Source organism: Viridibacillus sp. NPDC096237, assembly GCF_050278625.1.
GTDB lineage: Bacteria > Bacillota > Bacilli > Bacillales_A > Planococcaceae > Viridibacillus.
On the sequence record NZ_JBNNTI010000028.1, the window covers coordinates 1 to 14,154 of the forward strand.

At 36.7% G+C, this 14,154-nt stretch carries 17 protein-coding genes and 1 rRNA gene; 17 read left to right on the forward strand and 1 reads right to left on the reverse strand.

The annotated features are described in order from the left end of the window. The 10 genes from rrf to rsmI all read left to right on the forward strand — a co-directional run. Nucleotides 1-94 (forward strand): 5S ribosomal RNA (gene rrf, locus ACQKMD_RS14830); the annotation flags it as partial. 822 nt (nt 95-916) lie between these two features. Then, entirely contained in the window at nt 917-1,543 is a 627-nt protein-coding gene (gene tmk, locus ACQKMD_RS14835) for a dTMP kinase (protein ID WP_427752925.1), read from the forward strand. Nucleotides 1,544-1,615: 72 nt separating this feature from the next. Next, nucleotides 1,616-1,945 carry a cyclic-di-AMP receptor gene (locus ACQKMD_RS14840; RefSeq protein ID WP_427752926.1) on the forward strand — a complete coding sequence of 110 codons (330 nt, stop codon included), beginning with the start codon at nt 1,616-1,618 and terminating at the stop codon, nt 1,943-1,945. Between the two features lie 19 nt (nt 1,946-1,964). After that, the gene (locus tag ACQKMD_RS14845) at nt 1,965-2,402 is read left to right on the forward strand and encodes a YaaR family protein (RefSeq protein WP_427752927.1); all 438 of its coding nucleotides are present in this window, start codon (nt 1,965-1,967) and stop codon (nt 2,400-2,402) included. Between the two features lie 67 nt (nt 2,403-2,469). Beyond that, nucleotides 2,470-3,474, forward strand: a complete 1,005-nt coding sequence (holB, locus tag ACQKMD_RS14850) for a DNA polymerase III subunit delta' (protein ID WP_427752975.1) — start codon at nt 2,470-2,472, stop codon at nt 3,472-3,474. Continuing rightward, nucleotides 3,467-4,285 (forward strand): PSP1 domain-containing protein, encoded by an 819-nt coding sequence (locus tag ACQKMD_RS14855; protein ID WP_427752928.1) that lies wholly within the window; start codon nt 3,467-3,469, stop codon nt 4,283-4,285. Before holB ends, ACQKMD_RS14855 begins: the two co-directional genes overlap by 8 nt. Nucleotides 4,286-4,307: 22 nt before the next feature. After that, nucleotides 4,308-4,673, forward strand: coding sequence for a DNA replication initiation control protein YabA (yabA, locus tag ACQKMD_RS14860; RefSeq protein ID WP_427752929.1), 366 nt, complete (start codon nt 4,308-4,310; stop codon nt 4,671-4,673). Nucleotides 4,674-4,736: 63 nt separating this feature from the next. Next, nucleotides 4,737-5,486, forward strand: a complete 750-nt coding sequence (locus tag ACQKMD_RS14865; protein ID WP_427752930.1) for a tRNA1(Val) (adenine(37)-N6)-methyltransferase — start codon at nt 4,737-4,739, stop codon at nt 5,484-5,486. Then, a complete protein-coding gene (locus ACQKMD_RS14870) occupies nt 5,470-5,733 on the forward strand; it encodes a GIY-YIG nuclease family protein (protein WP_427752931.1) in 264 nt (87 codons plus the stop codon). Before ACQKMD_RS14865 ends, ACQKMD_RS14870 begins: the two co-directional genes overlap by 17 nt. Further along, on the forward strand, nt 5,730-6,602 hold the full coding sequence (gene rsmI, locus ACQKMD_RS14875) for a 16S rRNA (cytidine(1402)-2'-O)-methyltransferase (RefSeq protein ID WP_427752932.1): 873 nt from the start codon (nt 5,730-5,732) through the stop codon (nt 6,600-6,602). The genes ACQKMD_RS14870 and rsmI overlap by 4 nt, the downstream gene beginning before the upstream one ends. A 144-nt stretch (nt 6,603-6,746) precedes the next feature. Here rsmI and ACQKMD_RS14880 read toward each other — a convergent pair whose 3' ends face one another. After that, nucleotides 6,747-7,025 (reverse strand): AbrB/MazE/SpoVT family DNA-binding domain-containing protein, encoded by a 279-nt coding sequence (locus ACQKMD_RS14880; protein ID WP_427752933.1) that lies wholly within the window; start codon nt 7,023-7,025, stop codon nt 6,747-6,749. 350 nt (nt 7,026-7,375) lie between these two features. On the opposite strand from ACQKMD_RS14880, the gene metG reads away from it, so the two are divergent. From metG to ACQKMD_RS14915, 7 genes are all read left to right on the forward strand, one after another. Then, nucleotides 7,376-9,343, forward strand: coding sequence for a methionine--tRNA ligase (gene metG, locus ACQKMD_RS14885; protein WP_427752934.1), 1,968 nt, complete (start codon nt 7,376-7,378; stop codon nt 9,341-9,343). A 341-nt stretch (nt 9,344-9,684) separates the two neighbouring features. Continuing rightward, a complete protein-coding gene (locus ACQKMD_RS14890; RefSeq protein ID WP_427752935.1) occupies nt 9,685-10,455 on the forward strand; it encodes a TatD family hydrolase in 771 nt (256 codons plus the stop codon). A 130-nt stretch (nt 10,456-10,585) separates the two neighbouring features. Further along, nucleotides 10,586-11,632 (forward strand): 3D domain-containing protein, encoded by a 1,047-nt coding sequence (locus tag ACQKMD_RS14895; protein WP_427752936.1) that lies wholly within the window; start codon nt 10,586-10,588, stop codon nt 11,630-11,632. A 179-nt stretch (nt 11,633-11,811) separates the two neighbouring features. After that, nucleotides 11,812-12,378, forward strand: coding sequence for a ribonuclease M5 (gene rnmV, locus ACQKMD_RS14900; RefSeq protein WP_427752937.1), 567 nt, complete (start codon nt 11,812-11,814; stop codon nt 12,376-12,378). Then, entirely contained in the window at nt 12,371-13,252 is an 882-nt protein-coding gene (gene rsmA / locus ACQKMD_RS14905; protein ID WP_427752938.1) for a 16S rRNA (adenine(1518)-N(6)/adenine(1519)-N(6))-dimethyltransferase RsmA, read from the forward strand. Before rnmV ends, rsmA begins: the two co-directional genes overlap by 8 nt. A gap of 157 nt (nt 13,253-13,409) precedes the next feature. Further along, nucleotides 13,410-13,673: a biofilm formation stimulator Veg gene (veg, locus tag ACQKMD_RS14910; RefSeq protein ID WP_038179237.1), complete on the forward strand. Its 264-nt coding sequence runs from the start codon at nt 13,410-13,412 to the stop codon at nt 13,671-13,673. 128 nt (nt 13,674-13,801) lie between these two features. After that, on the forward strand, nt 13,802-13,984 hold the full coding sequence (locus ACQKMD_RS14915; protein WP_076035404.1) for a small, acid-soluble spore protein, alpha/beta type: 183 nt from the start codon (nt 13,802-13,804) through the stop codon (nt 13,982-13,984). Nucleotides 13,985-14,154: the final 170 nt, after the last annotated feature.

Genomic DNA, 14,154 nt, shown 5'->3' on the forward strand with positions numbered 1-14,154 from the left:
TCACACCCGTTCCCATGCCGAACACGGAAGTTAAGCTCTTTAGCGCCGATGGTAGTTGGGGGTTTCCCCCTGTGAGAGTAGGACGTTGCTAGGCACACTAAAGCACAGCTGATTTAATCAGTTGTGCTTTTTTTATTGGTTTATTAAAAAAATGTAATTACTTTATAAAGTAGCCTTAGGGTTCTAGAAGATACAAAACTTCTTCTAATACTTGCTTAACTTCCATATTTCTAGTTTTGGCTAAGTCTGAAACAATAAATAAAACCATCCTAGAAATATCCTTTAGTTGTGGTAAACCTTCTAATAAAAAGCAATTTTCTACATACTCCCTAAAAGGTTAGTTTGCAAACATCCTAGCCGTTAGATCTGTTTCAATAAACGTTGATGCTACTGCATTCAAATTAATCCTATTATTTGCCATAGAACAACTTGTTCTTTTCCATCGGAACAAGCCTGCCTTAACCTGAACAGTATGTAGTAGGTCTAAAACATTCTTAAATTAATTCAACACATGTTATAACAACACCAGAAATGATTTTACTAGATAGAGATAATAGACTTGGTATTATATTTGCAAGCGAATCAGCAAAAGGTATGATAGGGTATGGCGTTATTTAAGGTGGGGATTACCACAATATACAGCAAGATACTATATATTCAAATTAATAAATCACCCACGGTATTATGGATTAATAGAAAATGAGCAGAAATCTATCTAAAATGTGGTATATAAATTATTGTAAAAGGTAGTAGGTCAAAATAATTAGAAATAGGGTAAATAAAATCTATCTTATGTGTAATGAATTTTTTGTTCTGTGAAATAACGCATGAGTGGCAGGTTTTTAGAATAGATATTGTATAATAGAGTAAATAGAAATTAATCGAAACTAATCCGTTATCGGAGGAACATATAATAATGAAGAAAAATTTATTTATAACAATTGAAGGACCAGAGGGAGCCGGAAAAACTACGGTTTTGAAAATGGTTGTTGAAAGGCTACAAAGGGAGGGAAAGAAGTTCGTTGCTACACGTGAACCAGGGGGCAACGAAATAGCTGAAAAGATTCGCGATATCATTTTAAATCCCGCCCATACAGCAATGGACGCGCGGACTGAGGCTCTATTATATGCAGCTGCTCGCAGCCAGCATTTTGCCGAGAAGGTAGAACCAGCTTTAGCTTTAGGTATCCCAGTATTATGTGATCGCTTTATCGATTCATCATTAGCTTACCAGGGACATGCTAGAGGACTTGGAATGGAAGGGGTGCGTTCTATCAATGAGTTTGCTATTGGCGATAGAATGCCGGATTTGACGATATTATTTGATTTAGAGCCAGAGGTTGGTCTTGCACGAATTAATTCGCATAGTGAACGTGAAGTAAATCGTTTAGATGTAGAGAGCTTAACATTCCATACAAAAGTGTGTGAAGCGTATAAATTATTAGCAAATCAAAGTCCAGAGCGGTTTCGAATAGTAGATGCAAGTAAAAATTTAGATGAAGTCGTAGAGAATGTTTGGGAAATTTTGAAAAATGAGCTATAAAGAAAATGAAGAAATTAGCTTGTTTGTGTTATAATTATTAAAAGAACCTATTTAACTAAGGAGTGAGTGCCGATGAAATTAGTTGTAGCAGTTGTACAAGATCAGGATAGTAACCGTCTTTCAAACGCTTTAACGAAAAATGAGTTTCGTGCAACAAAATTGGCAAGTACTGGGGGATTCCTGCGCTCGGGGAATACAACATTCCTTATAGGTACTGAAGATTCATTAGTTTCAAAAGCTTTAGATGTCATTCGTGATAATTGTCGTGCTCGTGAACAAATGGTTGCACCAATATCACCAATGGGTGGCAATGCAGATTCTTATATTCCATATCCTGTAGAAGTTGAGGTTGGGGGAGCTACCGTTTTCGTATTACCGATTGAACAGTTCCACCATTTCTAGTAATGGAGGCGACAGGTAATTGAAAATTAATCAAGACTTACGAACAGGCTTAGATCAATCGCGTCAGCCACTACCAAATCATCAACCCGTAACACGTTTTGGTGATGTAGTAGTGAAGCAAGGGCAGCGATTGCAAACAGAGCAACTAACAAGACTATTAGGTGATATATCAACAGCTGGCGATCGTATTGCCAAATCTCGTAATTTACGTGACTTAGCTAAATTTAAAATGCTTGTAAAACGCTTCTTAAAAGAAGCTGTTGATCATGGTATGGAGCTTAAACAATCACATACCTGGAATCGTTTTGGTGAAGGTCGACGATTGAAGGTTGTATCAACAATTGATGAAAAGCTTATCGAATTGACAGAAGACATTTTAGACCAGGAGAAAGACTCCGTTGAATTATTAAGTAAAATAGGCGAGATTAAAGGGTTGTTAATCAACTTATATACGTAAATAAACCCCGTGTCTTTCGGAACTCCGGAGCACGGGATTTTTTCAAACAATGAAAAGGTGATGAATGATGGTGCAGACAGCTGAAGAGTTACTAAAATTACAACCTGTAGTAATGAAGCAGCTCCAAACAATTTTTGATAAAAAGAGACTGGGTCATGCTTACATATTTGAAGGTGGAAAAGGTTCTGGAACTGAAGCTATAATGCATTTCTTCGTGCAATTAATGTTTTGTGAGGAACCTCGGAAAAATGTTCCATGTGAAACATGTCGAAATTGTCAGCGCATAAAATCAGGAAATCACCCAAATTTCCACCAAATATACCCTGATGGTCAATTTATTAAAGTAGTAGCCATTGAGGCTCTGTTACATGAGATGAATAAGACAGGCTTAGAAGCAGGACGAAAAGTATATGTCGTTCATGAGGCTGACCGTTTGAATCCACAATCTGCTAACAAATTATTGAAGTTTCTTGAAGAGCCTGAAGGTATTGTTACGGCAATTTTCATTACAGATAATATAAATGCTATGCTGTCGACTATTCGCTCGCGTTGCCAACATATTAAATTTCAGGGAATATCGAGAGAGACTATGATTAAAGAGCTTGTAGCGGGAGGAATTACGGCTTCAATGGCCGCTACTGTTAGCATGTTGACAAGCGATTTAGAGGAAGCTTTTTCTCTATCAAAAGATGATGAGTTTGCGCATGCCCGAAAAACAGTGTTAAAATTGGTAGAAGCAACCTTTACTAATGTACATGAATCTATGTTATCAGTACATGAGGATTGGCTGCCACTATTTAAAGAGAAAGAGCAAATGGAGTTGGCATTAGATTTACTGCTGTTTGCATTTCGTGACATTGTTGCGATTAAAGCAAATCCCGAAGCAGTGTGTACGTATCCAGATTGGTTATCGTATTGGAAGAAAGTTGCATTGCAGACGACATATGCTCGTTTATCGACGCAGTTGCAGGCGATATTACAAGCTCGTCAGCAATTACAGCGCAACATGAACCGAACGCTGATGATGGAGCAGCTTATGCTGAATCTGCAGGAGGGAAAATCCTTTGTATAACGTAGTTGGTGTTCGCTTTAAAAAAGCGGGTAAAATATATTATTTTGACCCTGGAGAATTTTTATTAAGTAAGGGTCAGTATGTAATTGTCGAAACTGCACGTGGTATTGAGTACGGCAAAGTCGTCGTTCCAATGAAACAAGTAGGTGAAAGCGATGTTGTACTACCATTAAAGCAAGTTGTACGACCAGCTGATGATCGCGACCGTTTCCAGGTTGATGAAAATGCTATTGAATCGAAACGTGCTTTTGAATTGGCAACAGAAAAAATTACAGACCATGAACTAGAAATGAAATTAGTTGATGTTGAATATACATTTGACCGAAATAAAATTATTTTTTATTTTACAGCGGAAGGTCGAGTAGATTTCAGAGAGTTAGTAAAAGACTTAGCTGCTATTTTCCGCACGCGAATTGAACTTCGTCAAATAGGTGTGAGAGATGAAGCGAAGATGCTTGGTGGAATAGGTCCGTGTGGGAGAATGTTATGTTGTTCTACATTTTTGGGTGATTTTGAGCCAGTTTCTATAAAAATGGCGAAGGATCAAAACTTATCGCTTAACCCTTCCAAAATTTCAGGGTTATGTGGTCGTTTAATGTGTTGCTTGAAATATGAAAACGACGAGTATGAAGAAGCTAGAGAGCAAATGCCTGATATTGGTGCTTTAATTACAACGCCAGATGGTAGTGGAAAAGTAGTGGGTATGAATATATTAGAACGCGTGCTACAAGTAGAGCTTTCTGAGCAACAACGTATTTTGGATTATACATTGGAAGAAATTTTACAACACGAAAAAAGTTCTGTCCAATAGTGGAAATAATGAGGTGGCTTGAGTGGAGGACCGTAATTTCTTAGATACTGTTATGGAGTTCGAACAACAGCTAGAATCGATGCAAAAACAATTTGAGGCACTGAAGAAATTCGTTGCACTTATGATGGAAGAGCATCAAACGCTCCAAATGGAGAATCTACATCTTCGCACACGTCTAGAGGAAGTACTCTCTTCTAAACCAGAGGGAAAGGTTATTAAAGACGTTTCAGCGAAAAAGGTAGAAATCATTGATGTAGGTGAAGGTTATGATAATCTAGCGCGCCTGTATCATGAAGGATACCATGTATGTCATGTCCATTTTGGTGGTTCACGTAAGGGTGAGGATTGTTTATTCTGCCTATCATTTTTAAATAAACAAAACGGCTAAACAAAGACTGATTCCATTTTTAAAAAGTGGAGGTCAGTCTTTTGCTATGTTGGAGGTAATAATATGGAACAGTGGTTGAAAGAAGATGAGAGACTCGATTATCTTTTAGCAGAGGATCTACGCATTATTCAAAGTCCGTCGGTGTTTTCATTTTCTCTTGATGCAGTGTTACTTGCAAAGTTTGTAAATGTACCTTATCAAAAAGGAAAGCTTGTTGATTTATGCGCTGGTAATGGAGCTATTCCATTATTTTTGAGTGCTCGGACAAAAGGGCATATTACTGGAGTAGAACTGCAAGAACGCCTTGTTGATATGGCTCGGAGAAGTGTTCATTATAATAAATTAGAAGAACAAATTGAGATTATGCAAGGTGATGTGAAGACAATTGCATCTGTACTTGGCGCGGAAAGATATGATGTTGTGACATGTAATCCACCTTATTTCCCTGCGCATGAGGCAAGTGATAAAAACTTGAAAGAGCATGTCGCTATTGCACGGCACGAAATTTATTTAACGTTAGACCAAATGATTTTTTCTGCAAGTAAATTGTTGAAACAAGGTGGAAAGGCCGCATTTGTCCACCGTCCTGGTCGTTTAATTGATATTGTAACAGCAATGCGAGCGAATCGATTGGAGCCAAAACGTATCCGTTTTGTTTATCCGAAAGCTGGAAAAGAAGCAAATACATTATTAATAGAAGGAATCAAAGATGGCAAGCCAGATTTAAAGATTTTGCCTCCTCTTTATGTATATGGAGAAGATGGTGAATATACAGCTGAAGTGAGAGAGATGCTATATGGAAAAGAACAATAAGCATTTTATGTATGTTCTCGAATGTGGTGATGGAACTTACTATACAGGTTATACAAATGATTTAGAACATCGCCTCAGTGTCCACAATCAAGGCAGAGGTGCTAAATATACAAGAGCGCGTTTACCTGTAAGTTGTATTTACTTTGAAGAATACGAGACAAAGCAAGAAGCAATGCGAGCTGAATACGCATTCAAACAATTAACACGAAAACAGAAGATTGATCATATAAGGAGCGGAGAATTGTGAAATCACAAAAAAGCACCATGCATGAAAAGGCGAGTTGCCTATACTTAGTTGCTACACCTATTGGTAATTTAGAAGACATGACTATGCGAGCTATTCGTATTCTAAACGAAGCTGATGTCATTGCAGCAGAAGATACACGTAATACAAAGAAACTTTGTAATTACTTTGAAATTGCTACACCACTGGTTAGTTACCATGATCATAATAAGGAATATGGTGGTGAAAAGCTTCTAAATTATTTACGTGAAGGCAAAACAGTTGCATTAGTAAGTGACGCAGGTTTACCGTGTATATCAGATCCAGGTGCAGATATTGCTGCAAAGGCAATTGAAGAAGATTTTGCAGTAGTACCTATACCAGGTGCTAACGCAGCTATCACCGCTTTAATCGCATCAGGCCTAATCCCTCAACCATTTTTCTTCTACGGATTTTTGAGCCGTCAAAAGAAAGAGCGTAAAGATGCTTTAGAAAAATTAAGTAAACGACAAGAAACAATTCTATTTTATGAAGCACCTCACCGTTTGAAAGATACACTAAAGGATATGCAGGCGACTCTTGGTAATCGTCGGATCGTTTTAGCACGCGAATTGACAAAGAAATTTGAGGAGTTTTTAAGAGGTACGATTGATGAAGCTTTAGAGTGGGCAGTTGAAAATGAAATTCGGGGAGAATTTTGTATTGTTTTAGAAGGTAATATAAATGCTGATGAAGAAGAGGAAGTAGCTTGGTGGGACGAGCTCACGGTTGTCGACCACATAAATAAGTTAATAGAAGGACAGCAACTATCATCTAAAGATGCTATTAAAGAAGTGGCAAAAGTAAGAGGCCTTGCTAAGCGAGATGTGTATCAAGCTTATCATGTAGAATAATACGTTCTATTAAATAAAAAACATCCGAAATGGCGAATATTTCGGATGTTTTCTATATATGAAATCACATTTGAAAAACAAGGTAGGTAATAATTTATTTGTTATTGTACAACTTGTTGCTCGAATATAATCAAATCCCCTAAATTATTTAATTAATTTAGATTGGATTTCTTTTACAAGAATTTCAGCGCCTTCAGGGCTTAAGATTAAGCTACCACCAGCAAGACGGAAGTTATCATCAGACACTTCGCCTGTTACTGCACAAGTCATATTAGGTAAATATTTTTTTAAGATGATTTTATCATCATCAACGTAAATTTCAAGAGCGTCTTTTTCAGCAATGCCTAGAGTACGGCGAAGTTCGATAGGAATAACCACGCGACCTAATTCATCAACTTTGCGGACGATACCAGTAGATTTCATGACAAGAATTCCTCCTATATTATTATGATTTTTCGTCAAATTTCGACATAGATTCTGTGTCTGTTGTTTATCATACCAACTAATGACATAAACGTCAATTATTTTTGTTTAAAAATGATATTTTTTTTCAAATAAATTCCGTTCTTTAAGTAATAATTCCGTATAATTTTGACTTTCCCCCTCGAAAAAGCTTGAATTATAAGAGTTTTTTGCTATATTTAAGTATCTCGAATTCGAAAATTAATATTCGACAAATTTCGCCAAATTATCGTTTTATAATCTTTGATTGAAAGGTTTTTCGTACTTGGTTAGAATAGAAAGTATACTGTAGAGCACTGGAGGAAGTTTTCGTGGACAATCAAAAGAAAACATTCTATATAACAACACCTATTTATTACCCTAGTGGTAAATTTCATATCGGAACTGCATATACAACTGTAGCTTCTGATACGATCGCACGCTATAAACGTTTGAGAGGATACGATGTTCGTTTGCAAACTGGGATGGACGAGCATGGTCAAAAAATTCAAGAAAAAGCAGCTGAGGCTGGTAAAGAACCACAGCAATATGTGAATGAAATTGCTGAATCAGCAAAAGCTATTTGGAAGTTGATGGACATCTCTTATGATGATTTTATCCAGACAACAGAAAAACGTCATACAGACGCTGTCGAAAAGATTTTCCAAAAATTCTTAGACAACGGTGATATTTATAAAGGGGAATATGAAGGTTGGTATTGTACACCGTGTGAATCATACTTTACTGAATCACAATTGGACAATGGTAACTGCCCTGACTGCGGTCGCCCTGTTCATAAAGTAAAAGAAGAATCGTATTTCTTTAATATGAAGAAATACGCTGATCGCCTTCTGAAATATTATGAAGATAATGTAGAGTTTATTGAACCGGAATCTCGCAAAAACGAAATGATCAATAACTTTATCAAACCTGGTTTAGAAGACCTATCTGTTTCACGTACTTCTTTTGACTGGGGAATTAAAGTTCCTGGAGATCCAAAACATGTTATTTATGTATGGGTTGATGCTTTAACAAACTATATTACAACGTTAGGCTATTTATCTAATGACGATACATTATTCAAAAAGTACTGGCCGGCAGATGTACATGTTGTTGGTAAAGATATAGTACGTTTCCATACAATTTACTGGCCAATCTTCTTAATGGCCCTAGATTTACCATTACCTAAAAAAGTATTTGCTCATGGTTTTATAATGATGAAAGATGGCAAAATGTCGAAATCTAAAGGTAATGTTGTATATCCTGAAATGCTCGTTGAGCGTTATGGATTAGATGCAACACGTTACTTCCTATTACGTGAGTTACCATTTGGATCAGATGGGGTATTCTCACCAGAATCATTTGTCGAACGTACAAACTTTGATCTTGCCAATGACCTTGGTAACTTATTAAACCGTACAATTTCTATGATGAACAAATATTTCGACGGACACATACCAACTGAAGGTTTAGAACCAACAGAATTTGATGCAGCACTTGTCGCTCAAGCTGTGGACACAAAAGCGAGATATGAAGAAAATATGGAAAGAATGCAATTTAGTGTAGTTCTTTCTGATGTATGGGCATTAGTTTCACGTACAAACAAATATATTGATGAAACAGCACCATGGGTTTTAGCTAAAGACGAAGCGTTAAAAGGTCAATTAGCAACTGTAATGGCCAATTTAGCAGAAAGTTTACGACAAATAGCAGTTATGATTCAACCATTTATGACAAATGCGCCAAAACAAATTATGGAACAGCTTGGATTAGATGATGAATTATTGGCTTGGGATACACTAAATAAATTTGGTGCAATTCCAGCTGGTAAAAAAGTCATTGAAAAAGGTGTCCCAATTTTCCCTCGTTTAGATAACGAGGTAGAAGTCGGTTATATTCGCGAACAAATGCGAGGTTCAGTTCAACCAATTGAAGAACCTAAAAAAGAAGCAGTAGCTAAAAAAGAAGAAGATGTACCAGAAATCTCTATTGAAGATTTCATGAAAGTTGATCTTCGTGTCGCAACTGTCACTGCATGCGATAAAATACCGAAAGCAGATAAGTTATTAAAACTACAATTGGATCTAGGTTATGAGCAACGCCAAGTTGTTTCAGGGATTGCAGAGTATTACAAACCAGAAGAATTAATTGGACGCAAGGTTATCGTTGTTGCTAATTTAAAACCAGTAAAGCTTCGTGGGGAACTTTCTCAAGGTATGGTTTTGGCAGGCAGTAAAGATGGAATTTTAACTTTAGCAACTGTTGATCAAAAACTAGAAAACGGTGCAAAAGTAAAATAAATATATAATAACGACTAAAGAATCATCTTGTTGATAATGGAGGAAGCCTAAAATTCCTTGAAAATCACGATTTTTCCCAAGTTGGCAGAAAAACCAAGAGCCTACTGTATGATTAGTAGGCTCTTGGTTCTATTTATGGATATGATATTTTTTTGTGAAATTGTATTTTCGGGATATGTTATTAGTATAAAAATAACATGGTAAAATTTTAATGCCCACAAATATCCCTTTATATGGTTAATGAAATAATTCAGGGGGGCTTTGTAATCAAATTGTAATGTGAATGACAACTCTGAAATCTGTTCTTTGTCTAAAATAAAACTATTGTGAGGAGAATGACGATGTTTATCGATACACATGTGCATTTAAATGCAGACCAATATGAAGAGGATTTGCAAGAAGTAATCCAACGCGCATTAGACGCTGATGTAAAAGAGATGGTTGTCGTAGGTTTTGACAGACCAACAATTGAAAAAGCGATGAAGTTGATTGATGAATATCCATTTTTGTATGCTGTAATCGGTTGGCATCCTGTAGATGCAATTGACTGCACAGAAGAGGATTTACAATGGATTGAGGAATTAGCGGCCCATCCTAAGGTAGTAGCAATCGGTGAAACAGGACTTGATTATTATTGGGATAAATCACCAAAAGAAATACAACAAGAATTATTACGTAAACAAATTAGATTGGCACAAAAATTAGATTTACCAATTGTTATTCATAATCGTGATGCAACAGAAGATTGTGTGCGCATTTTAAAAGAAGAGCATGCAGAAATTACAGGCGGAGTTATGCACTGCTATAGCGGTAGCGTAGAAATTGCAAAAGAGTGCATCAACATGAATTTTATGATCAGCTTAGGTGGTCCAGTTACGTTCAAAAATGCAAAAAAACCAAAAGAAGTTGCAAAAGAAATTCCACTAGAATATTTGATGATTGAAACAGATGCTCCTTACTTGGCCCCTCACCCACATCGAGGTAAAAGAAATGAGCCATCATTAGTACCGTTAGTAGCAGAAGAAATAGCGCGCCTAAAGGAAATATCGGTAGAAGAAGTAGCATCGGTAACAACCGCCAATGCCCACCGTTTTTATAAAATTACAAAATAAAATGCAGGGTCGCCTCCCTTACTTCGGATAGGAAAACTTGCTAGGTTGTCAAAATTAGGGAAAAATCTTAGGTGTTGACAGCTAAAAAGAAGGTCTATATAATCCAACGAGTGATAAGGAGGCGTTTTTCATGACAAAAAATTCCATGAAAAACCTGTTCTCAAGATCATTGAGGAATAAGCAGACAGTGATGATGGTATTGTCTATCGCGCTAGTAATTGCTTTCGTAGCTTCGAATTTATTCGAAAGTACAAACACAACCGTGGTAAACGGTGATTATCAAGAAGTTACAGCACAAAACAATATTGCCGGAATTAAAACATCCGACAATGATAAAATACAAACCTCAGTGAATACGAATTTTAAAAATAATAATACAAATTCGTATGAACAGGCATTAAATTTAACCATCCAAAATGGTGGTAACAACAAGATGGCAGGAACCACTTCGACTACGGTCGCTGACTTTTTAAAGCAACCAATAGTTGAGTCAGGCGAGATAGGACGCGCACAACAAAAAACTAAGGCGCTAGCTAAAACACCTAACACAACGGCTTTTGATGTTCGAGTACAAAAAGTCACCGATGTGGTGGAAGGCTCTAAGGGCTCCACAACTGACGTTAGTAATAACAAGATTACAAAAGTTAGCAAAGCCAAAACCTATAAAACAAAAGGTCGCTTAAATCTACGGAAAAGTGCAGGTACAAAATACAAAGTGCTTCTAACGATTCCAAAAGGGAAAAAAGTGACGTACAAAGGTAAAAAGGGTTCTTGGTATAAAGTTAAATATAAAGGCAAAACAGGTTATGTTTCGTCAAAATATTTAACATCCACTAAAAAAGTTTCAAAACCGAAGACGCCATCTCGTTCAGGCGAGCCGTCTAGGGGTCAAACTATGTATGTAACAGCTACAGCTTATACAGCTTTCTGTAATGGTTGTTCGGGTAAAACGGCTACAGGTATCGACTTACGAAAAAATCCGAATATAAAATTAATCGCGGTTGACCCAAAAGTTATTAAATTAGGTTCTAAAGTTTGGGTCGAAGATTATGGCTATGCAGTAGCTGGGGATACTGGTGGCGCGATTAAAGGTAGCAAAATCGATGTCTTTATTTCAAATAAGCAAGCTGTTTATAATTGGGGTCGTAAAAGAGTTAAAATAAAAGTATTAAACTAATACATGTTGTTTAACATATAGAAATGAAAAGCTTTCCTTGCAATTGTAAGGGGAGCTTTTTTTATGGGGAACAGTCTTGCTGAGTGAAAAGGAGTCATCTTGCTCAAGCTACTGTACAATATAAGTAATAAAGCAGTAAAATAGTCAAAGGACGTTTTAGAAAAGAGGATAAGATATCCGTGGAAATAAAAGAATTTATTGTGGTCGAAGGAAAAGACGATACGACAGCAATTAAACGAGCTGTTCATGCAGATACAATCGAAACGAACGGCTCCGCTATTTCAGAGGAAGTTCTACATCGAATTCAACATGCCCAAGAAAAACGAGGTGTCATCGTCTTTACGGATCCAGATTATCCAGGGAGACGTATTCGTGCGATTATTGAACAAAGAGTGCCGGATGTAAAACATGCATTTTTACCGAAAAAGAAAACGATTGCTAAAAACGGTAAAAGTCTAGGTATAGAACATGCAAAAGACGGAGATATTCGTTATGCCCTTTCAAATGTTTATACACCAAGAGGGGCAAAAGAGGATGTACAAATAATCACATTAGATGATTTAATCATGGCGCAGCTATTATCACATCCTAATGCAAAAGTACGTAGAGAACGAATAGGTGAATTATTAAATATAGGTTCAACAAACGGTAAACAATTGCACAAGCGATTACAGATGTTTCAAATAACTTTAGAGCAATTCGGAGAAGCAATTGCACAGATAAATCGGGAGGAACAAAATGCATAAAGATATTGCAACACCTTTACGCACGCAAGAGATTTTAAAGAAATATGGCTTTTCATTCAAAAAAAGTTTAGGGCAAAATTTTTTAATTGATCCTAATATTCTTCGTAACATAGTAAGTTATGCTGATTTAACAGAAGATAGTGTAGCTATTGAGGTTGGTCCTGGTATAGGCGCCTTAACTGAGCATTTAGCTCGCTCAGCAGGGCAGGTTGTATCGTTCGAGATTGATCAACGGTTATTACCAGTTCTAGAAGACACATTAAGCCCATATGATAATGTGAAAGTAGTACATTCGGATATTTTAAAAGCAAATGTAGCTGAGGAGTTAAGCTCGGAATTTGCGAAGTACAAAGACATTATGGTAGTGGCGAATTTACCCTACTACGTGACAACTCCTATTTTACTAAAATTATTAATGGAGAAATTACCTATACGCGGTATGGTTGTGATGATGCAAAAAGAAGTAGCAGATCGTATTTCAGCACAGCCTGGTACAAAAGCGTATGGGTCATTATCGATTGCTATCCAATACTACATGAAAGCTGAAGTAGTGATGACTGTACCAAAAACTGTTTTCATGCCACAGCCGAACGTAGATTCAGCAGTGATTCGCTTAACGCGTCATGCAGAGCCACCAGTAGAAGTAATAGATGAAGAATTCTTATTTGAAGTATCGAGAAGTTCATTTGCGCAACGTCGTAAAACGATTCTAAATAACTTACAATCACAGTTGCCGAACGGTAAAGAAAAGAAAGAACAAATTCTAAAAGCACTGGCTGATTGTAATATTGACCCGACTCGTCGCGGTGAAACTCTATCTATTATTGAGTTTGGACAGTTGGCTGATGCACTTTATCCTATCTTCCGTCAATAAACGTTTCTGTTACAATCTCTGAACACTCGTAAAAAAAATATAGATTTTTGAGTAAAAAACAATTGACATCACTATTGTGGATTGATAAAATAATTTATTTGACTTGACGAATTAGATTCCCTCATGTATAATGGTTTATAGTGAGGTGTAAGCGAAAATGCCAAAAACTTTAGCCGACATTAAGAAGTCGTTAGATTGTCATTTGGGTAGACGTTTGCAATTAAAAGCAAACGGTGGTCGCAAGAAAACGGTTGAGCGCGCTGGAATACTACGTGAAACATATCGCGCAGTATTTGTAGTTGATCTTGATCAAGATGAAAACGCTTTTGAGCGAGTTTCTTACAGCTACACAGATATATTAACAGAAGCAGTAGAGATTACATTTGACGATGACATCAAAGAATTGGTCATCGCTAAGTAAGTGCATTTATAATCGAATATTTTTTTTCGGACACTTGTAACGTATTCTTTGTGTAAGAATATTTTATGAGTGTTTTTGTTTTTTTTTGAACATACTATAACTGTCAGTTATCTAAGGAGGAATTTCGGATGGCAAGAAAACGTATCATGTCGGATCGTTTGAAAGAAGAAATCGCAAAAGACCTTGGATTTTACGATGTAGTAGAGCGAGAAGGATGGGGCGGAATCAAATCACGAGATGCCGGTAACATGGTCAAGAGAGCAATCGAAATGGCGCAACAGCAATTAGCTGAAGAAGCAAAATCAAAGTAGATTGATGATTGTCCAAAATTGATGAACTGACAACTGGCTGCCTCACAGTTTAAGCTTTCAACTGTGAGGTAGCTTTTCATTTTTAACACAAAGATCAGCTGGGATAAAAATCTCTCAATTGGTAAGGTTAGAAGTTTATTTACAAAGGTCTTCCTGTGGTAGAATATAAT

Bases quoted from the DNA above. Each gene is read 5' to 3' on its own strand.
- tmk (WP_427752925.1), top strand. From the start codon at position 917: ATGAAGAAAAATTTATTTATAACAATTGAAGGACCAGAGGGAGCCGGA.
- ACQKMD_RS14840 (WP_427752926.1), top strand. From the start codon at position 1,616: ATGAAATTAGTTGTAGCAGTTGTACAAGATCAGGATAGTAACCGTCTT.
- holB (WP_427752975.1), top strand. From the start codon at position 2,470: ATGGTGCAGACAGCTGAAGAGTTACTAAAATTACAACCTGTAGTAATG.
- ACQKMD_RS14865 (WP_427752930.1), top strand. From the start codon at position 4,737: ATGGAACAGTGGTTGAAAGAAGATGAGAGACTCGATTATCTTTTAGCA.
- ACQKMD_RS14870 (WP_427752931.1), top strand. From the start codon at position 5,470: ATGGAAAAGAACAATAAGCATTTTATGTATGTTCTCGAATGTGGTGAT.
- ACQKMD_RS14880 (WP_427752933.1), bottom strand. From the start codon at position 7,025: ATGAAATCTACTGGTATCGTCCGCAAAGTTGATGAATTAGGTCGCGTG.
- ACQKMD_RS14890 (WP_427752935.1), top strand. From the start codon at position 9,685: ATGTTTATCGATACACATGTGCATTTAAATGCAGACCAATATGAAGAG.
- ACQKMD_RS14895 (WP_427752936.1), top strand. From the start codon at position 10,586: ATGACAAAAAATTCCATGAAAAACCTGTTCTCAAGATCATTGAGGAAT.
- rsmA (WP_427752938.1), top strand. From the start codon at position 12,371: ATGCATAAAGATATTGCAACACCTTTACGCACGCAAGAGATTTTAAAG.
- veg (WP_038179237.1), top strand. From the start codon at position 13,410: ATGCCAAAAACTTTAGCCGACATTAAGAAGTCGTTAGATTGTCATTTG.
- ACQKMD_RS14915 (WP_076035404.1), top strand. From the start codon at position 13,802: ATGGCAAGAAAACGTATCATGTCGGATCGTTTGAAAGAAGAAATCGCA.